The 19,014-nt window shown below is 41.0% G+C and carries 18 protein-coding genes; all 18 read right to left on the reverse strand.

Annotation, left to right across the window (positions count from 1 at the left end; translation table 11 throughout):
- Positions 1–56 precede the first annotated feature (56 nt).
- Positions 57–668 carry an ATP-binding cassette domain-containing protein gene (locus tag AACU95_RS08115; RefSeq protein ID WP_004245677.1) on the reverse strand — a complete coding sequence of 204 codons (612 nt, stop codon included), beginning with the start codon at positions 666–668 and terminating at the stop codon, positions 57–59.
- Between the two features lie 67 nt (positions 669–735).
- On the reverse strand, positions 736–1,539 hold the full coding sequence (locus AACU95_RS08120) for an ATP-binding cassette domain-containing protein (protein ID WP_004245678.1): 804 nt from the start codon (positions 1,537–1,539) through the stop codon (positions 736–738).
- A complete protein-coding gene (locus AACU95_RS08125; RefSeq protein WP_004245680.1) occupies positions 1,533–2,345 on the reverse strand; it encodes an ABC transporter permease in 813 nt (270 codons plus the stop codon). The genes AACU95_RS08120 and AACU95_RS08125 overlap by 7 nt, the downstream gene beginning before the upstream one ends.
- Positions 2,342–3,325: an ABC transporter permease gene (locus AACU95_RS08130; protein ID WP_004245681.1), complete on the reverse strand. Its 984-nt coding sequence runs from the start codon at positions 3,323–3,325 to the stop codon at positions 2,342–2,344. The genes AACU95_RS08125 and AACU95_RS08130 overlap by 4 nt, the downstream gene beginning before the upstream one ends.
- Entirely contained in the window at positions 3,310–4,893 is a 1,584-nt protein-coding gene (locus AACU95_RS08135; RefSeq protein ID WP_004249286.1) for an ABC transporter substrate-binding protein, read from the reverse strand. Before AACU95_RS08135 ends, AACU95_RS08130 begins: the two co-directional genes overlap by 16 nt.
- Positions 4,894–5,293: 400 nt before the next feature.
- On the reverse strand, positions 5,294–6,286 hold the full coding sequence (locus AACU95_RS08140) for a glycosyltransferase (RefSeq protein ID WP_004245683.1): 993 nt from the start codon (positions 6,284–6,286) through the stop codon (positions 5,294–5,296).
- 417 nt (positions 6,287–6,703) lie between these two features.
- Positions 6,704–7,204 (reverse strand): hydrogenase maturation peptidase HycI, encoded by a 501-nt coding sequence (hycI, locus tag AACU95_RS08145; RefSeq protein WP_004245684.1) that lies wholly within the window; start codon positions 7,202–7,204, stop codon positions 6,704–6,706.
- Entirely contained in the window at positions 7,201–7,611 is a 411-nt protein-coding gene (locus tag AACU95_RS08150; protein ID WP_004245685.1) for a formate hydrogenlyase maturation HycH family protein, read from the reverse strand. Before AACU95_RS08150 ends, hycI begins: the two co-directional genes overlap by 4 nt.
- The gene (locus AACU95_RS08155; protein WP_004245686.1) at positions 7,604–8,386 is read right to left on the reverse strand and encodes an NADH-quinone oxidoreductase subunit B family protein; all 783 of its coding nucleotides are present in this window, start codon (positions 8,384–8,386) and stop codon (positions 7,604–7,606) included. The genes AACU95_RS08150 and AACU95_RS08155 overlap by 8 nt, the downstream gene beginning before the upstream one ends.
- Positions 8,383–8,937, reverse strand: a complete 555-nt coding sequence (hyfH, locus tag AACU95_RS08160) for a hydrogenase 4 subunit H (protein WP_004245688.1) — start codon at positions 8,935–8,937, stop codon at positions 8,383–8,385. The genes AACU95_RS08155 and hyfH overlap by 4 nt, the downstream gene beginning before the upstream one ends.
- A gap of 11 nt (positions 8,938–8,948) precedes the next feature.
- Positions 8,949–10,682, reverse strand: a complete 1,734-nt coding sequence (locus AACU95_RS08165; protein WP_004245689.1) for a hydrogenase large subunit — start codon at positions 10,680–10,682, stop codon at positions 8,949–8,951.
- A gap of 1 nt (position 10,683) precedes the next feature.
- Positions 10,684–12,252 (reverse strand): hydrogenase 4 subunit F, encoded by a 1,569-nt coding sequence (locus tag AACU95_RS08170; RefSeq protein ID WP_141192162.1) that lies wholly within the window; start codon positions 12,250–12,252, stop codon positions 10,684–10,686.
- A gap of 4 nt (positions 12,253–12,256) precedes the next feature.
- On the reverse strand, positions 12,257–12,907 hold the full coding sequence (gene hyfE, locus AACU95_RS08175) for a hydrogenase 4 membrane subunit (protein WP_004245691.1): 651 nt from the start codon (positions 12,905–12,907) through the stop codon (positions 12,257–12,259).
- Between the two features lie 11 nt (positions 12,908–12,918).
- Positions 12,919–14,367, reverse strand: a complete 1,449-nt coding sequence (locus AACU95_RS08180; protein ID WP_012368420.1) for a hydrogenase 4 subunit D — start codon at positions 14,365–14,367, stop codon at positions 12,919–12,921.
- Between the two features lie 6 nt (positions 14,368–14,373).
- Positions 14,374–15,324 carry a respiratory chain complex I subunit 1 family protein gene (locus tag AACU95_RS08185; RefSeq protein ID WP_012368421.1) on the reverse strand — a complete coding sequence of 317 codons (951 nt, stop codon included), beginning with the start codon at positions 15,322–15,324 and terminating at the stop codon, positions 14,374–14,376.
- Positions 15,325–15,336: 12 nt separating this feature from the next.
- Positions 15,337–17,352 (reverse strand): hydrogenase 4 subunit B, encoded by a 2,016-nt coding sequence (gene hyfB / locus AACU95_RS08190; protein ID WP_004250169.1) that lies wholly within the window; start codon positions 17,350–17,352, stop codon positions 15,337–15,339.
- Position 17,353: 1 nt separating this feature from the next.
- Positions 17,354–17,974 carry a 4Fe-4S dicluster domain-containing protein gene (locus AACU95_RS08195; RefSeq protein WP_004245695.1) on the reverse strand — a complete coding sequence of 207 codons (621 nt, stop codon included), beginning with the start codon at positions 17,972–17,974 and terminating at the stop codon, positions 17,354–17,356.
- Between the two features lie 237 nt (positions 17,975–18,211).
- On the reverse strand, positions 18,212–18,688 hold the full coding sequence (locus AACU95_RS08200) for an RpiB/LacA/LacB family sugar-phosphate isomerase (RefSeq protein ID WP_004249279.1): 477 nt from the start codon (positions 18,686–18,688) through the stop codon (positions 18,212–18,214).
- Positions 18,689–19,014 lie beyond the last annotated feature (326 nt).

Consider the following 19,014-nt stretch of genomic DNA (forward strand, 5'->3'; position numbering starts at 1 on the left):
TTTCAAAATACAGGAAGCTTTTTTTTATTAAAATCGCTCTAGTATCCTTTTTACTATCAACATATTTTTTCCTTATCTACCCACCATATTCTGGTAGATACTTTTTCTAGTAAGGCTTTATTGTGACTAAAGATAATTAAACTTAAAGGACGTTTTTGACTTTCATCGATTAATACTTGCCAAATTTTGGCTTGGATCTGTGCATCTAATTGTGCAGTCACTTCATCTGCAATTAATAATTGTGTTCGAGGATCAAGTGCTCGTAGTAATGCAATACGTGCCAATTCTCCTCCTGATAACTCATTAGGCCTACGGGTTAACCACTCTGGCTCTATCATCAATTTTTCAAGCCACAGGCTATCAGGCACCCATGCATCACGTACACTCTCTCCGGTTGTTCTAAATGGATTAAAACATTTATCAGGATGTTGCGGAACCAATTGAATGGGACAATAACCTTTCTTAGGCAGAGGTTGCTGATTAAAAAGAATTTGCCCACTAGTCGGCATTTGCCATTGTGCTAATACACGACCTAACGTTGTTTTTCCTCTACCACTTGGCGCAGAAATGCCTAAGCGCTCTCCCGCCTCTAATGAAAAAGAGAGATCATGCCATAACATCTTACCGGCTTGTTGCACAGAGAGTTGTTGTAGCGCTAAAAGTGGCATAAAAATAACCTCAAAAATAGGGTTCTCTAAGAGAAAAAGGTATATAAAGAAGATAATCTATCACTGCTCAATATGGGTATGGGTTGCAAGCCCCCTCTTGTAGATCTAAAAACTGCTGTTCAGGCAGTGCATTCCACAATGTTTTTAGCCACTCACTCCCACCATGATGATAAAGCGCTTTAGCAGCGACTATCTCATTTAGCTCCCCTTGCCTCAACACAGCAATGGTATCGGCATAACGAGCAGCCAAAGCTAAATCATGGGTGACCCATAGGACTGATTTACCTTGATGACATAACTCTTTTAAATGCTCTAGCAATAAACAAGCGTGTTCATCATCAAGCCATGATGTTATCTCATCAGCCAGTATATATTGTGCATTAGATAATGTTGCATTGCAGGCGAGTACTCGTTTAGCCATTCCCCCCGATAATTTTGCGGGGTAAGTTTTCACTAACGAGCTAGAGAGGTGATATAAACCAAATTGGTGTTTAATATCTTCATAGGTGATATCAGCACCACTTAACCGCGCTGAACGGCCCAGTTGTTCACCAATGCTAATTAACGGATTAAGCGCTGTTACACCTTGAGGAATATAGCAAAAAGTATTACCACGATAAGCAATAAGCTCTCGCTCGGTTAACGGATGCCCATTAAGTTTAATTGTGCCTCGGGTTCGCATATTAGCAGGTAGTAGTCCCAATGCACTTTGCAGGAGTAAACTTTTACCTTCACCGCTGCCCCCCACTAAAGCCAGCATTTTGCCAGGTTTAATATCAAGAGAAATAGATTTTAATAAAGGCTGCCAAGTGCGCTTTCCTAACCAACGAAACTGCGCAATATCAATGGAAAGCTGTTCAAAACTTAACATCCTGCCCCTCTTAACCATAGTTGCTGCATGGCTTTAGCAAATTGATCAAATATCAATACCAAGCACATTAAAATTAATCCGGGAAAAAACACCATCCACCAAGCACCGGTACTTAAATAACGTAAGGCATCCGCTAATAGCAATCCAAGAGAAGGCTCATGCGCTGCTTGCCCAAAACCTAAAAAGCTCAACGCAGCACTATGCAATACCGCATGTGGAAACATAAGCAACGTTCCTACAATCCATTGCGGTAATAACATTGGGATATAGTGTTTTTTCACACACTCAAAAGGTGTATTGCCAATACGGCGAGATAGCATCACATAATCTGCTTCACGAATACGTTGAATTTCACCACGTAAAATTAGGGCTAATTTGGGCCAATGGGTTAATGCAACAGCCCAGATAACACCTTGCTGTCCCCCACCTAAAGTAAAACAGATCAAGATCAACAACAGTAAATGAGGTAATGCTAATAAGGCATCAACCACCCCTCTGACCAATAAATCACAATGGCGATTAATGGAGGAGATCCCAGCAAATATCAAAGCAATAGCACCACTGACAACGGCACTAGTGACACCGATATTTAAGCTACTTAACATACCTTGAAAACAGCGTAACCACAGTGAACGGCCTAAATTATCCGTGCCAAACCAGTACTGAGTAGATGGCGCTTGGTTTCTAGCTAAAAAATCCATCACAATATCAGTATGAGAAACAGATAAGCCATAAATAACCAGCCCCACTAATACGATTGAGACAAATAGCAGTCTAAATAAAGGCTTATTGGGATCGTAAATCATAAGTCGCGCAAAATTCCTTTATTAATTCGTCGTAACAAGTAGTTAGAGATACTGTTTCCAAAGAAAATGAGAATTGTGCTAAATACAACAATCCCCATTAATAGGGGGATATCCCCACGCAATCCGGCATCTACTGTCGCTTGCCCTAATCCCGGATAAGCAAAAACCTTCTCCGCCAATAATGAACCACCTAACAATTCACCAATTGATGCAAACTGTAAGCAAAGTGCGGGAGTAATGGCATGACGTAGAACATGAAAAAGCATCATAGCCCAACCTTTATCACCTTGGGCTTTAGCAAAATGAATAAATTCACTGCCCATCACTTCAGCAACTTTTGCGCGAGTATGCAGTGCGATATTACCTGTACCTAATAATCCTAACGCTATCATAGGTAAAATAAGATGCGAAAAACGTTGGCCCAATGTGGCTGCTTCAGCACTACTGCCCATCGGCCATGCACAGCAAATGGGTGCCCAGTGTAACGTTACCGAAAACAGCGATAACAACAGCAATCCAACCCAAAAAGTCGGTAATGAGGCCAGCAAATAAGAGAGGGTTGAGATGATCCTATCAGGCCAACGATTAAGATATCGTCCTGCCACTAACCCCATTAACACCCCTATTACACCTGAAAATAGCCACGCAGAAAAAAGCAGGATAAACGAAGGCCCTGCCCGTTGGCGAATAACATCAATAACCGGCATGTTATAGAGCATGGAATAACCAAAATCACCTTGGATTATCTGGCTAAACCAGAGCCAAAAACGCATCCATAGTGGCTGATCCATCCCCCAGCGAGCCGCTATCAGCGGATACTGCTCAGGCGGAACGTTTAGCAAATCACTACCGATATAGGCCTTGATCGGATCAATCGGCGAAAAACTTAATAAAATAAAAACACCTGCTGTTGTTACCAGCAGCAGGCATAATAATCGCAGGAAAAATCCTACTGTTTGACGTATTACTGACAAGTCCACTTCCAAGTATCTACGCTATTTAATAATGACCATGAACCGTGAATTTCCGGAGCGCCAGTGCCTAAATCAACACAAGGATCGGTTAAGTAAGTATGCTGAATATTCATTAACCAAGCCCAAGCAGCATCACCTTTGATACCGACGCCATTTTTACCATCCCACTCTACCGCTTGCCAATGTGGGACCGCTTGTTGCCATGTCGGTGCATCTAATGCTGCTTGTAAATGTTTTTCAACGGCAGGATTTTTATAATACCCAGGATTATAGTAACCCACACCTGCGGCATTCATACTATAGTGATGATAGAGCTCCATCGGATCAAGACTTCCCCAACCAAACAAAGTCGGGTTTGAGTGCATATAACGCTCTACGGTATCCCAGCTTCCTGACTTAAGATCCATTTGAATGCCAAGAGGTTGCACTAACGCACGAATTGATTCTGCTAAATCACGACGAGTTGCATCACCACTGGTGTACCAGAGTGTCAATTTCGCTTCTAAACCGTCTTTTTCTCGAATGCCATTTTTATTGAGTTTCCAACCCGCATCATCAAGAATTTGTTTAGCTTTTTCAATATCACCGTCTTTAAATGCGGCCTCGGTTTGATCCCAAGGTAATCCTTTTACGCCGGTATAAGCAGGAACTGCATATCCATCTAATACTTGCTCTGCCAGTAATTGGCGGTTAAGGGCATAGTTAATCGCTTTACGGATGGCGATATCTGCAGTGATATCATTACCGATATCATACCCTTGTGCATTTTTCTCACCTGATTTCACCATAGGAAAGACAATACCACGATTTTCAACACTGGCTCTTTCCCACAATTTTACATTAGGTAAATTTTTAGCAATGGCTGCGGTGGCAGGAGGAATACGAACAACCCCTAGTTGTCCACTTTGAGCGGCAGCAAAAGCGGCATCTTCATCAAGAAAAACAAAGATAAGCTTTTCGAAATCATTTTTCTTACCCGCATAATAAGGGTTTGCCTCAACGATGAGTTGCTGACCCGGTTGAAAACTGACCATACGATAAGGACCGGCACCAATCGGCTTTTGTGCATAGGTTTTTTCATCATATTTATCAGCTGAAACAATGCCTAGCGAGCCTAATACATTAACAAAAGTACTTTGAGGCGCTTTTAAAGCAATAGTGACATGTAAATCATCATCTGCCGTTGCAGAAAGAAAGTTTCCCATATCCACTTTACCGCCACTTGCCGCAGCATTGTTATAGGTAAAGGCAACATCTTTTGCGGTTAAAGGGGAACCATCAGAAAATTTCAAATCTGGTTTTAACGTCAGCTTCCATGTTGTGCCCTCTGCACTAGGCTGATAATCACTGAGCATATTGCTATACCAAGTCAGATCCGCATTTTGCTTTAATAATGGGCTGTGTAGCAGTAAGTAGCTACCATGGCTCCACCCTAACATGGGATCAAAACCTTCTGTCGGCTCTTCACCAATAGCTAATTTTAAGGTTTGTGCTGAAGTAGTAACAGGAACACTAAGTGCGGCTAAGCAGGATAAAGCAATAAACGATTTTCGCCAACTAAACCGAATAGACATAAATATTCTCCGATTTTTTAGATACGACTTATCATCAGTCTCAATCTGTTTGAAAGAGGCAGAAAAGAAATAAGTTAACTGTTGTTATTATGATGTTCTGCACATTGATGCAGACAAAAGGATTAATTGCTTGGCATCATAAAAGCTTTTCTTGAATTACTCGAATAATATCCAACATTTTATTGATTTTACATAAACTTTCATCAAGCAATAGCATTCAATATGACAAAATTTTAAATAGAGCACAGTTTTTTTCTAATAAATCAGTTATATAGGTTATGCTCATTCTTAATCGTGAGCATATAACAAAATAAATTGCTATTTTTACGAAATAACCTAATTTTACGATAAGTATATTAATGAAAAAATAAAGGGTGCAAATTATTACACCCCTTTATATTTATTCTGCTAATATTTTTTTCAGTCGAAAATAACGCCGGCCTAAACGCCATTTTAATCTAAAATCTTTCGCATTTTTCCAAATTAATGCCCAAATTCCCCGCTCAAAAAATACCTTAACTATCTGTTTTTTGGTTTCTGGTGAACTAATCGCATCAATAGAATGAATAATACCTAAACCTTCTTTGGCTATTTGCCAATAACAAGCATTGATCGTTTTTGCTATCTCAGCATGGCGTTGATTAATAGCATCCAGCATCTCAAGTATTTTCATATAGTTATAAATTGTTCTTACATGAATACGATCATCGGGTGTCGTATGCGACACGGAGCCAGAATGAATAAAATAGTCGTAATAACGCTCATCGATATATTTTACCCGTTTCGCCGTTAATAACACTTCTGTCGTCCAAGGAATATCTTGGTGATGCAAACCCGGCTCAAAGTAATAACCATGCTCCAATAAAAACTGACGTCGATAAATATTTAGCCATGTAACATGTAAGAACTTTTTCGATTCAAGAGCACGTTCAAGCCATTGAGGCCCGGTTAATACCTCTGTGGTTGTTAAACGCGTTGAAGGAAAGATAGGGCGTGTTGGTCGGTTTTTATCATCATAAACATAATTCCCATTACAGGTTGCCACATCCAAATTATCGGCCTTGGCAATTTCAAGTAATCGGGGATACATGCGTTTATCTATCACATCATCAATATCAGGAAAAGCAACGTATTCCCCCTTTGCAACAGCAAATCCTGTATTACGCGCAACGGAAACACCTTGGTTTTCTTGTGTTAAAATAGTGACATTGGGAAAGTGTTTTTCCCATTTATCTAAGATCTGACGAGAGTTATCAGTAGAGCCATCATCAACTAAAATAAGTTCCCAGTTTTCCAGTTGTTGTGCATGTAAACAATTAAAAAACTGTGGTAAAAATTTTTCACCATTAAAAACCGCCACCACAATACTTAATTGGGGAAAAGAAGAGGACATACCGAACCTTTTATTTTTTTAATAAGACAGAAATATTTTGTCGTGAACATTTTTGCTTAAGGGCATTAAGGGTAGCAAAGATAGTTAGCTTAATATGAAGCTAATCTTGCTATGTTACACTTAACATTAATCAAAAAGTGCGCTTTTTGAGCCAATTAGGCCTCTAAAATTCACTAGTTAGGCTAAGTATAAGTAATTTTGTCTTGATACTGATGAAGAAAGGGTTAAGGATGTGCGTTTTTTAAAAAAGATAGGCTCAAGATGACTGTTTATCCATGAGTGATATAAGTTACAAAACTGTCTTTTTTTGGCGGTTGTGACACTTATATCACTCATTAATATAAAACATCCGCAGAACGGATGTTTTTTACTTATGGATACTTATTTATACTTTATGTTTTTTGTACTTTAATTTTTCTATTCTTCGATATCGTCTTCATCACAGACTTCAAGCTCAGGAAAGTAATCAACTCGCCAAGACTTAATGCCTTGATAAACTTTATCAACAGCGTTTCTTACCGCTTCGGTCATTGGGTAATAGAATCCCACCAGATCGGGCTGGATCCCCAAGAAAGTAATATCGGGGATATCGTCCTTTAATTGATCTATCAGAAAATTTAACGGCATGTTATGGGTGCTCATAATAAACATTTCTGCAATATAATCAGGATCTATTACCCTTATTTCACCAGGTTTTAAACCAATATCAGCCGCATCAACAATGACAACACATTGCGGTTGTAATGCTCTTATTTGATAAGAAACATTCTCTGGCGCACTTCCCCCATTGATAACCATCCAACCATCAATCGGGTTTGCTTCCATTAAGTCCGCTAATAGAGGACCGGCTCCATCATCCCCCATCATGCTATTTCCTACCGTTAATACGACCTTAGGTGCTGTCATTGTTTCACTCATGGTTTTCTCTTTACTATCAAATAAATCGCTGGCTCTATAACAATTTCACCTAATAAATTAATCAGCGTTTGGCTCCACTCACTAAAAAGTGGATCATCACTTTTGGCAATAGGATCGAAAGCTAAAGCTAACATGTGAGTATGTTCAGAATTGATATTGATCTCACCGAAAGTTAGCAATCCTTGCATTTTTCGTTTTGCTTCCCCCTCAGGTAATAAATCAATCCATGCTTGATATTTTTCTAAAGGACAAACCAACTCTGTTTTTAAGCAGTCAATCATGCCGACGTGATGACCAATCGCCAACGAGTAGTACATCACTTGTTGCGCCTGCTCAGGTATATCATCATCGCTATCAACAAACTTTTGTCTTAATGACCAAAAGTAAACTTTAGCGTCATCAGACATGAACGCCTCCTTGGTTTAATGAATGCACCAGTCGTTTTACAATTTCCGCTAAACGAGGATCATTCGCTTGGCGTAACCATTCATCAACACGCCCACTGACTTCTTGTACTGTGGCACCATCAAGTAAAGTGAGGAAATGATCACTAATTTGTCGCCCTTGATAATAACCAGCAAGACGACGAGCTTCACGCTCTATCATTACGCGAGTATCAAGAGGGATCGACGGCAGTAACAGTGACGCTTGCTCATTATCCACTTCAGTGTGATTTTGACCTTTTAGTTTTTGATCTAATAAGCCTAATGCCACAGCAAAACCATAAATAGTTGCTGCAGGTGTCGGAGGACAACCAGGGATCCACACATCAATAGGAACGATGGTTTCACTCCCACCCCATACACAATAGAGATCGTGGAATATCCCACCACCACAACCACAAGCGCCATAAGAGATACAAATTTTGGGATCTGGTGCTGATTCATAAGCACGTAATGCCGGTACACGCATTTGGCGTGTTACGGCACCAGTAAATAACAAAATATCAGCATGGCGAGGTGAAGCAACCACCTTGATACCAAATCGCTCGGCATCAAAAACAGGTGTAATTGCAGAGAAAATTTCAATCTCACAACCATTACAACCACCACAGTCAACACGATAAACATACGCGGAACGTTGAATATCTTTCAATAACGTTTTTTTCAGCTTTTTCACCTGATCACTTAATGTGATAGGTTGGCTGACATGATGATTGATGGGAATTTCTGGTAGACTCATTTTTTCACACTCCCGACATTGCCCATACTAATATTTTCTTGACCATCAGAGAGTAGGTTATGTTTACGTTTACACTCAGGGCAAGTTTCAAATTGTGGACGCATTGCCTCAACAGTTTGTGCATCCCAACCCGATTGCACCAGCAGTGCCATAGCGTAATCAACAGATTTTCTAGGTGTAAAGGGTTGATGACACTCACGGCAGCTTAATAATTTAAATGTACCTTTAATATAAAGATCTGATTTTTGTGTGACTGCCGTTTCAAACATATCTGATAATACAATTGCCCGAGTTGGGCAGACTTCTTCACAACGGCCGCAATAAATACAACGACCAATAAATAACTGCCAGTGACGTTCACCCGTTTCGAGGTTGGTTTCCATGGTCAGTGCATTCGCAGGACATGCAGAAGTACAAGCCCCACAAACAATACATTGCTCAGGTGAGTACTCAGGTTTTCCTCTAAAACCATCAGGGAGTTCTAATGGTTTAAAAGGATATTTTGTTGTTGCATCGCCTGTTTTGATAATGGTTTTAAACAATTTTAACATCGTTCAGTCCCTCACTTGAGCGGCGAATTTTTACGTTCGATGCTATAACGTTCAATTTCTTTATAAGAAACTGTTTTCGATTTACGTTTTTTCACATCGACAAGCGTTACCCTGTCAGTACAGGAGTAACAAGGATCGAGGCTACCGATAATTAATGGTGCATCAGAAACCGTATTTCCTTGTAACATATAACGTAGTACTGGCCAGTTAGCGTAAGTGGCCGCACGACAACGCCAACGGAATAATTTTTGATTATCACCCAACATACTCCAGTGAATATCTTCACCTCGTGGAGCTTCGGTAAAACCAAGTGCAAATTTATAAGGTTGGTAGGTAAAGCCTTCTGTTAATAACGGTCCTTCCGGCAGATTATCTAAGGCATATTCAATCATTGCCATAGAATCAAGCACTTCCTTAATACGCACCATCACACGTGAGAAAACATCCCCACCTTCATAACTAAATAGGGTTAATGGTAAGTTGCCATAATCTGCAAATGGGTGATCAAAGCGTACATCACGTTTAAAACCACTGGCTCTGATCATGGGGCCTACCGGACTGAAATCACGCGCGACTTTCTTATCTAAAATCCCGACCCCAACGGTACGCTGTTCCATATTTGGCGCAGAAAGTAAGATGTCGACTAATTCAGTGACTTCTTTGCGCATTTCTCTGACTAATTGGATAGTTTTAATACGTTGATCTTTTAAAATATCGCGACGAATACCACCAATTAAGTTTAAGCCGTAGGTTTTACGTGCTCCCGTCAGCATTTCAGCAATCTGCATGGATTTTTCACGAATACGGAAGAATTGCATGAAACCGGTATCAAATCCGGTAAAGTGACTTGCTAAACCGATATTTAATAAATGACTATGTAGACGTTCAACTTCTAATAAAATAGAACGGATAGTATGAGCGCGACGAGGCACTTCAATACCTAACGCATTTTCAACAGAAGTGGTATATGCCACGCTATGTGTAAAGCCACAAATCCCACAGACACGGTCTGATAGGAAAGTGACTTCATTATAGCCCATACGGGTTTCTGCCAATTTTTCCATACCACGGTGTACATAGAACATGCGATAGTCAGCATCAACAATATTTTCACCGTCAACAAATAAACGGAAATGTCCCGGTTCATCAGACGTAATATGCATAGGGCCGATAGGAACGACACGCGCATCTTGTTTGCCTTCGTTCACAAACGGATAAGTTTCTGTTTCTGTGGTTGGCGTTGGACGTTGGCGATAATCCATGGCATCTTTACGTAACGGATACATATCTTCAGGCCAATCATCTGGAAGCACTAAACGACGCTCATCCGGTAATCCCACAGGAATAAGACCATACATATCACGAATTTCACGCTCTCCCCATACTGCTGCAGGAACTCGCGGGGTAACAGAAGGAAATTCAAGTGTAATAGGACTAACGTGTGCTTTAACGACTATCCAGCACTTTTCACCCTCTTCCATCGATAAGGCGTAATAGACGGCATAATCACCATTTAAACTACGTTCATCGTTACCAAATAAAACAGGTAACCAGCCTCCTAAACCGTAATATAGGTACTCCACCACTTCAGGCAGTGATCCCGTTTTAACTGTTATCGTCAATTGATCAGCGGTTTGTCGCTCTTCATCAAGAATAGCTGATGGGAATTTTTCTCGAACTTTAGCAACATAACCCGCACCGAGTTCGTTTCCCTCTTTTCTACTGACATAATTTTGATAGCTCACGTTACTTCTCCTGAACCGATATTGATGGATTGCTGATTAACGTTGTTGGCCATGTATAATTTGGTGATCCACTCTCATCGATATTCATCACGATATTGGCTGCGTTCTCCAATAACTCACTGACTGGCTTAGGAATATGTGTTCCCATTAACAACATAAGCGCAATCAAAATGATCATCGGTAGTGTGGTTAACAGACCTAATTCACCTTTGGCAACCACATCCGGTTTTGGACCAAATACCGTTTTAGCTACCATACGAACTAATCCACCTAATACTACGGTTAATAACAATAATAATAGAATTGTTAATCCCATATGCTTAGCTGCTAAGCCTGCAACAACAATCATAAATTCACTGATAAAGACATTAAATGGTGGCATGCCCCCTAATGCCAAAGCACCGCCAGCAAATAATGCAGCACTTAATGGCATTACTTTAAACATGCCTTTCACGACATTTAGATCCCGTGTACCGTATTTCAGTAACACGTTACCAGAGCCGCAGAACAGCAATGCTTTTGCTAAGCTGTGGTTTAACGTGTGGAATAAAGCCGCCAAAATCCCAATCGGGCCACCAATACCCAGAGCCACTGCAATTAACCCCATGTTTTCCACACTGGAGTACGCTAATAAGCGTTTCATATCGCGCTGGATCAGAATAAAGAACGCGGCGATAGCAACAGAGAGGAAGCCAAAGATTAGCAATAGGTTACGAGTGAATTCAGTGCCTATTGCTGCATCAATAATAATGTAGTAACGAATAATGATTAACAGCGCACAGTTTAATAACACCGCAGATAACAGCGCACTAACAGGGCTTGGCGCTTCACTGTGAGCATCTGGTAACCATGCATGCATTGGGAATAACCCGGTTTTGGTACCGAAACCGATCAAAATAAATACAAAAGCTAAATGCATCAGTGTTGGATCTAACTGATGTGTATATTTCAACACTTCTGTCCAGAAGATGGCCTGATCAGGATCAGGCATAAAGCTTGCTGCATTGGCATAAACTAAAATTGTGCCAAAAAGACCAAATGCGACACCGACACTACAGATAATAATGTACTTCCATGCAGCTTCTAATGAAGAGCGTTGACCATAAATCCCTACTAAGAAAGCAGAGCTTAATGTTGTGGCTTCAATAGCGGCCCACATCAAGATCAAGTTATTACTGGTGATCGCTAATAACATGGTGAAAAGGAAGAGGTGGAAGAAACCATAGTAGTTACATAAAGTACGAACAGAAATTTCGCCCTCATCCACTTCATGATTCATATAACCAATAGAATACAGGCCGGTTAAAAAACCAATGATGCCTAAAATGGCTAGAAATAGTGCCCCTAAACTATCAACATGAACCCATTTCGCTGCTGCCAGTATTTCGCCATGGGACATCACATCAGCAACAGTGCCTAACGCGGCAATGACTAAGATAAAAATACCTATAGTATGAATGCCTGTAACGATAGGTCGTGCCGCTGCTTTCAATAATGGGCTTAAAAATGCCAATATCGAAAATACCAGCGGTGCAAACATTAAGATTGTTAACATGGTTGTTTGATTCATCTCCTCACCCCTTCAGCGCGGTCAGTTGATCCACGTTCAGTGTGTTGAGCGTGCGGTAAATCTTACGCGCCAATACTGCCATGACAATCACAGCAAAAATGGCATCCGTTGCTATACCAATTTCTACCAACTCTGGTGCCCTCCACGCTAATAAAGCGAGTGTTAAGTGAGAGCCGTTTTCCATTAAGCAATAACCAAATGCTTGTTTTAGGATATTTCGTTGAGTCACAATACACAGTAGACCTAGCATAAAATGGCCTAAAGAGACCGCTAATGCAGGTTTCAATTCCGCCACCATAGGTATTTGAATTGGCTCAACCACAAACCAACATAAAATCACAATCACGGCGGCTAATAACATCAATAATGCCGGTTTAATGACACTGATATTGGCGCTCGGATCGGATAATTTGCGGAAGGCAAATCCTAAGATAAGTGGAACGAGTAGAACTTTGGTAAAGAAGGCGGTTATCGCCCAAAGTGTCAGTTGATGTGCATCTAGCGTATTTGCTAAAGTGACAAAAATCATCACCAAAACAAAGGATTGCAGAGCATAAAACCAACAGGAAGCAATAGGCTTTCTTGCGCCTATCACCAGTAGCGAGGTGATCATCATTAACCCCGCTAAATTATTAACAATAAGTGCTCCAGTCATGATTTATCCCCTTATCCTAGCCAAGTCACAGCAATAACACTGGATGCGAAAGACATAATAATCAGTATTCCAATCACAATTTGCATTGCCATAGGAACCGGTTGTCCTTGCGCAACTTCTTTACTTGGTTCTCCTGGCACCACACGGCCAAACCAGTAGATAAACCAAGTGAAACTTGCAACAGATTCAATCAGTACCAGAACCATAATAGGTGTCATTACCCAGAACACACTCGATAATTCAAAGCCTGCTGCAAAGATAGGGAATTTACTAAAGAAACCATTGAGTGGTGGTACACCTGCAATCGCTAACGCAGCAACACAAAAGCCCACACCCAGCAATGGATATTTATTAATTAACCCTTTTAAGCGCGGTAACATACGAGTACCACAGCTATAACTCAGAGCACCTGCGACTAAGAAGAACAAACTTTTAGCAAAAGCGTGGTTAAAGATATAAGCCACACCACCATTAAAGGCTTCACGAGGTCCAAAGATTGAGATAGATAACGCGAGGAAGATATAAGAAAGCTGTGTAATGGTTGACCATGCTAACAGACGTTTCATATCTTTTTGTGGCAGATACATCATAAAGCCATAAATCAGAGTGATAACCGCCATGGCGATCCCCACCCAACCAATGATATGAGGGACATCACCGGCTGAAATAATGGCACGAGCAAAGATATACACACCCACTTTAACCATTGACGCAGCGTGTAAGTAAGCACTTACAGGTGTTGGTGCTTCCATTGCATCAGGTAACCAAGCTTGTAAAGGAAGCTGTGCTGATTTACCCCAAGCAGCAAACAGAATACCGCCAAAGACAATCAGTTTTGTTGGCTCATCTAATGTTGCTATCGCAGTTAGTTCAAACGAACCCGTACTTACAAACAAGGTTGCAGCTGCAAGATACAGACCGATTGACGCAACATGAGTAATTAACAATGCCTTCATTGCCGAACGCAATGACTTCTCTGATTGGTAATAACCAATTAATGCCCAAGAACAACCACCGGTAATTTCAAAAAACAGCAGTTGCCCTAAAATGGTAGATGACAGTACTAAACCTGCCATAGCACCAATAAAGATCAACAGGAAAGCATAATAACGACGAGTCCCATCATGAGGATGCTCACGGTTACCGTTAGTGAGATAACCCGTTGAATAAAAACTGACGAGTAATCCTAAGAACACAACGGCAAAAGCAATTAAGGTACTGACGCGATCAATGGTAAAACCAAATAGCGCAACATCACCATATTGTACTAGCGTAATTGTGGTATCGACTTTACCTTCAGCGAGGAACTGCCAACCTAAAACAACAGTACCTAATGTGGCTAATAAAGCGAACAGTGTACATAACCACTTCGCCATCCGATTTGGCAGTATGGACGTAATTAACGCCCCTGCAAATGGGATGAGTAAGGTCGCAAGAGCTATATTTTCCATTGCAATCATCGCTCCTTATAGACCAGTTAAATAGAAAACAAAAGCCAGTGCCGCAACACCGAACCCTAACCATGTCACATGCTGAGTCAGTAAGAAGCGACCACGCGCTAAACTGTTTTCAACTAATGACGCTAATACAAACACGACCAGCAATTTCACGGCCATTAACACTAAGGCGACAAGAAGCGCGACAAAAGTAAATTCAGTCGCTTTGCCAAAAGGAATAAATACGGCAAGGAACAGCTCAGCAATCACCACTTGTTTTAAACCAATACCCAGTTTAACCATGGCAAAACCAGAGCCGGAGTACTCGGTTAGTGGTCCTTCTTGTAATTCTTGCTCTGCTTCCGCGACGTCAAAAGGCATTTTGCCCATTTCAATAAATGCCGCAAAAGCACAAGCCAATAAGGCTAAAAGTGTAGCTGTGGGTGATACCCAACCTTGGGCGAGTGTCGCACTGATAGTGCCGACATTGGTTGAACCCACAATCAATGCCACCACAATCAACGAAAGCACTAAAATAGGCTCAACTAATACACCCAATGTCAGTTCACGGCTGGCCCCAATACCCGCAAATGGACTACCTGAATCCAAACCCGATAAAGAGAAAAAGAAACGAAATAGCGCAAACAGATAAATTAATGCAATTAAGTCAGCTGCACCGCCAAACAAAGAGGTTGCCGTAAAGACAGGCAATGCCATTGCCACTAATAACATACTGCCTAATAACACATAAGGCATCACTTGGAAGATCACGCCGGATTGCTCAGGGGCTACGGATTGACGTTTAAGTAATTTAAAAATATCTCGGTAATCCTGCCAAATACCAGGACCTTGACGCGAATGCATCTTGGCACGAATTTGGCGAGAAATACCTGTACATAATGGGGTTATCGCCAGCAGAAAGAGTGCTTGAATAACCGCGAATATTCCCATCATAAACGAAGGTGTTTCTTGGAAAGTCATCATTCCCTCTCCTTACGCTGCGATAACTAAAAGCAAGATGACCAGCGCTGCCACCACGTACAGACAATAGAGTCTGAAATCGCCGCCTTGTAGGCATTGGATACGTTTAGCAAAACGTTGGATACCACGAACCAATGGATAAATAATGCTTTCATCCCAGAATGGTTCGACCTTTTCAGCACCGCGCTGTGTTTTATTAAAGCCACGTGAAAGCCAAGGTGATGGATCAAGCTGTTTACGCATGCGATAAAGTGGTGCAAACATACTACGTAGTGCTTGAGTAAAGCCCCCAGCAGACACCGCCATGTCTTTTTCCCAGACATAACCACAGGCCCATGGATTACCTTTACGGCGAAATGCAGGTTGACCACCTTTTAAGCCGAGATAAATTAAGAATGGAATTAGTGGTAAGGCGATTAATAAAATAAATGTTAAGGCAGGAGAGAACATCGCTTGTGATGCACTATCAGGGACTAATATCGCACCTTGAGTCACTGTTAATGCACTGGTTTCGCTAAGTGACATTGCAATATTGGCAATAATTGGCGCAACAAAAGCCGCACCCACACCTAATACAACACAGAAAAGTGCTAATAACCCCATAGCAATGGTCATTGGCAACGGTACTTCTTTAGCTTTAGTCGCTTGCTCACTACGTGGGCCACCGCAAAAACTGACGCCATAAACTTTGACGAAACACATGGCCGCTAATGCCCCGGTAATTGCCAACATAATAATGGCAATAGGACCACTTAAGCGCATGACAAAGTTACCATCGTAACTCATCGTAAATAGTGATTGATAAGTATACCACTCACTCACAAAACCATTTAATGGCGGTAATGCTGAAATTGCCATACAACCAATTAAGAATGCCGTTGCAGTGTAAGGCATTAGTTTGGCTAATCCACCCATCTTATCCATATCACGAGTGTGAATTTGATTAATAATGGCTCCGGCACCTAAGAACAATAATCCTTTAAATACCGCGTGATTTAATAAGTGGTATAACGCACCAAGCAGACCGAGAGCGGCAATCACTGGATGATCGGTTGCCATACCTACCATGCCAACTCCCACGCCCATCAAGATGATGCCGATATTTTCAACGGTGTGCCATGCAAGGAGACGTTTTAAATCGTGCTCTGCTAATGCGTACATAACCCCTAATACAGAAGAGACAGCACCGAATGCGAGAACGACAATTCCCCACCACATTTGTGAAGCACCTAATAAATCAATGCCTACTTTGATGATGCCAAAAATACCAATTTTCACCATCACCCCAGACATTAATGCTGAAGCGTGAGAGGGTGCTGCGGGGTGCGCTTTTGGCAACCAACTGTGTAATGGCAACATACCGGCTTTGGCACCAAATCCGAAGAAGCCCAGTAAGAACACCACAGAAGCCATTGCAGGGGAAAGAGAAAGTTGACGGAATGAATCAAAATCAAGGCTACCGCTTTCACGCCACATTAAGAAGAAGGCTATCATGATTAGCACAGAGCCTGCGTGAGCGATAAAGAAGTAGAGTAAACCGGCGTGGATAGATTCGTCATCTTGGTCAGCGATGACTAAGAACCAAGATGCTAACGACATCATTTCAAATAGGATAATAAAGTAAAACGCATTATCCATAACAATCAGTCCTACCATGGAAGCAATAAAGAGATTCATAAAAAATCCCATACTCCATGCGCCGCGACCTTTGTATTCTTGAACATAAGAGAGTGAATACAACGCACAAACAGTGACGAGTAAAGAAATGACAAACACCATAAAGGCGCCAAGCATATCCATACGCACCACAAAAGCGGCGAAATCAAATGGCCCAGCCATAGCAAAACTGATTGTTTCACCATTTAAAATAACCGGTAATGCGCTTAAAACACCTAATACACCACCGATGATTGCGCTGATCCCCGATATTAGGATTGCCAATCCTTCCTGTTTCTTTAAAAACAGTGCAATAACGCCACCAACAACATACAGGATGATTGACCACATCAGTAACTGAAGAGGTTCCATATTACTTGCGCTCCTGTGTCAACGTAGATAGATCATCAAGACTTGTCATAGGTTCCATCACAGAGTCTAAACGACGCGCTTTCATCTGCTCTTCAAGGCTATCTTCTTCAACTAGATGTAAGGCATCTGTCGGACAGACTTTTACGCAAGCAGGCCCCTCATCTGAGAAAGCACACAAGTCACATTTCACTGCTATTGCGCGAATACCCGCATTCCATGCAAGGAATGGATTGGTAGTAGGAAGACTTGCGGGCACATCTGCCAGCATCTCTTCAGGCACAAAATGGTCAAACACAGCCGGTAAGTTAACGGGTTTACTGCCTGATGGTGTAATCGCACCAAAAGGACATACCAAACCGCATAACTTACAGCCAATACACAAGCTCTCATTAAGAAAGATCATATTATCTTCATGAGTAATGGCATTGACTGGGCACACACTAGCACAAGGAGCATCCTCACAATGCCGACAAAGCATCGGGGCGGTCTGATCCTCCACTTTTACCACTGTAAGACGCGGATGCGCCTGTAATCCCACAGCTTGGTGTACTTCCGAACAAGCTGCCATACAGGTATTACACCCTATGCATCGTTGTGGCTCTGCAATAACAAAGCGATTCATTCGCCACATCCTCCGAGAAAAACGTTTAACAGCTCACGACTGTCGTTAATTTTTCTCTAGATGAAGCATATTTCATGCCAAGAGCAGTAATGTTTTATTTTTAATAAAAATCAATATGTTATAAATAAAAATTAATTTGCTTGATGACGTGTCGACAATTATGACGTTGACACTTAAGTGGTGGGAAAGAGTGATATGATTGAAAAAGCCTGCAAAAGCAGGCTTACAAAAAAGGGATTAGTCGGTATAAATGCGCTTTTCAACCTCTTTCATGGTCTGTAAGCCACATTGTAAATCATCTGGGGTCGCTTCAGAAAACCCTTGTGTAAAGGTTGCAGATAAATAAGCATCTACCATCATATTGGCTTTAAAGGGAGTAATCAGTAAACCCCCCATGGCTAGCATATTGCAATTATTAATCACTTTACAAAAACGCGCAGTGGTAACACTCTCACAAACCCCGCAATAAACATTTTTATGTTTATTAGCACTAATACTTACTCCCATCCCTGTGCCACAAAAAACAAAACCAATATATTCAGGATGTTCTGAAATAATAGCGCCAACTTTATCACCAACATCACAATAACCAATAGGCCCTGATTCGGTAATATCTTTTATTGTGTAATTTTTTGCTTGTAGATGAGATTTGACGGCATTTTTAAGCTCATAACCTGAAGGATCTGCCCCCATAACAATTATTTTCTGTTCCATATCGCCTCCTAAATAAATTGAGAGTCATGGTCAAAGAAAAGATATCTGATTGATAACCATTAAAACCAAATAAAAATATCTCACTCAATGAGTTGTTACTTATTAAAGTATAGACGATAAATATTTTATTTATATTCAAAAATTTTAAATTTCTCTGTAATCAATTTAGAGAATTTTAAATAACCATCATAATCATAAGGTTTTATTTTTGATGAAAATCAAAAAAAATTAATGACAATAAAATTGTGTTTATAGGATAGGAAAAAATTTTTTTTAAAATAACATACTAATCTGATTATGAATTTACACTTAAGAGAATTTACGTA

Source organism: Proteus sp. G4415 (assembly GCF_963896075.1).
GTDB lineage: Bacteria > Pseudomonadota > Gammaproteobacteria > Enterobacterales > Enterobacteriaceae > Proteus > Proteus mirabilis.

What these genes read in the sequence shown, in the direction of transcription:
- hyfH (WP_004245688.1), bottom strand. Translation starts at nt 8,937, where the DNA reads ATGTTAAAATTGTTTAAAACCATTATCAAAACAGGCGATGCAACAACA.
- AACU95_RS08185 (WP_012368421.1), bottom strand. Translation starts at nt 15,324, where the DNA reads ATGACTTTCCAAGAAACACCTTCGTTTATGATGGGAATATTCGCGGTT.
- AACU95_RS08125 (WP_004245680.1), bottom strand. Translation starts at nt 2,345, where the DNA reads ATGATTTACGATCCCAATAAGCCTTTATTTAGACTGCTATTTGTCTCA.
- AACU95_RS08120 (WP_004245678.1), bottom strand. Translation starts at nt 1,539, where the DNA reads ATGTTAAGTTTTGAACAGCTTTCCATTGATATTGCGCAGTTTCGTTGG.
- hyfE (WP_004245691.1), bottom strand. Translation starts at nt 12,907, where the DNA reads ATGACTGGAGCACTTATTGTTAATAATTTAGCGGGGTTAATGATGATC.
- AACU95_RS08180 (WP_012368420.1), bottom strand. Translation starts at nt 14,367, where the DNA reads ATGATTGCAATGGAAAATATAGCTCTTGCGACCTTACTCATCCCATTT.
- AACU95_RS08150 (WP_004245685.1), bottom strand. Translation starts at nt 7,611, where the DNA reads ATGTCTGATGACGCTAAAGTTTACTTTTGGTCATTAAGACAAAAGTTT.
- AACU95_RS08195 (WP_004245695.1), bottom strand. Translation starts at nt 17,974, where the DNA reads ATGAATCGCTTTGTTATTGCAGAGCCACAACGATGCATAGGGTGTAAT.
- AACU95_RS08140 (WP_004245683.1), bottom strand. Translation starts at nt 6,286, where the DNA reads ATGTCCTCTTCTTTTCCCCAATTAAGTATTGTGGTGGCGGTTTTTAAT.
- AACU95_RS08170 (WP_141192162.1), bottom strand. Translation starts at nt 12,252, where the DNA reads ATGAATCAAACAACCATGTTAACAATCTTAATGTTTGCACCGCTGGTA.
- hyfB (WP_004250169.1), bottom strand. Translation starts at nt 17,352, where the DNA reads ATGGAACCTCTTCAGTTACTGATGTGGTCAATCATCCTGTATGTTGTT.
- AACU95_RS08155 (WP_004245686.1), bottom strand. Translation starts at nt 8,386, where the DNA reads ATGAGTCTACCAGAAATTCCCATCAATCATCATGTCAGCCAACCTATC.
- AACU95_RS08135 (WP_004249286.1), bottom strand. Translation starts at nt 4,893, where the DNA reads ATGTCTATTCGGTTTAGTTGGCGAAAATCGTTTATTGCTTTATCCTGC.
- hycI (WP_004245684.1), bottom strand. Translation starts at nt 7,204, where the DNA reads ATGAGTGAAACAATGACAGCACCTAAGGTCGTATTAACGGTAGGAAAT.
- AACU95_RS08200 (WP_004249279.1), bottom strand. Translation starts at nt 18,688, where the DNA reads ATGGAACAGAAAATAATTGTTATGGGGGCAGATCCTTCAGGTTATGAG.
- AACU95_RS08115 (WP_004245677.1), bottom strand. Translation starts at nt 668, where the DNA reads ATGCCACTTTTAGCGCTACAACAACTCTCTGTGCAACAAGCCGGTAAG.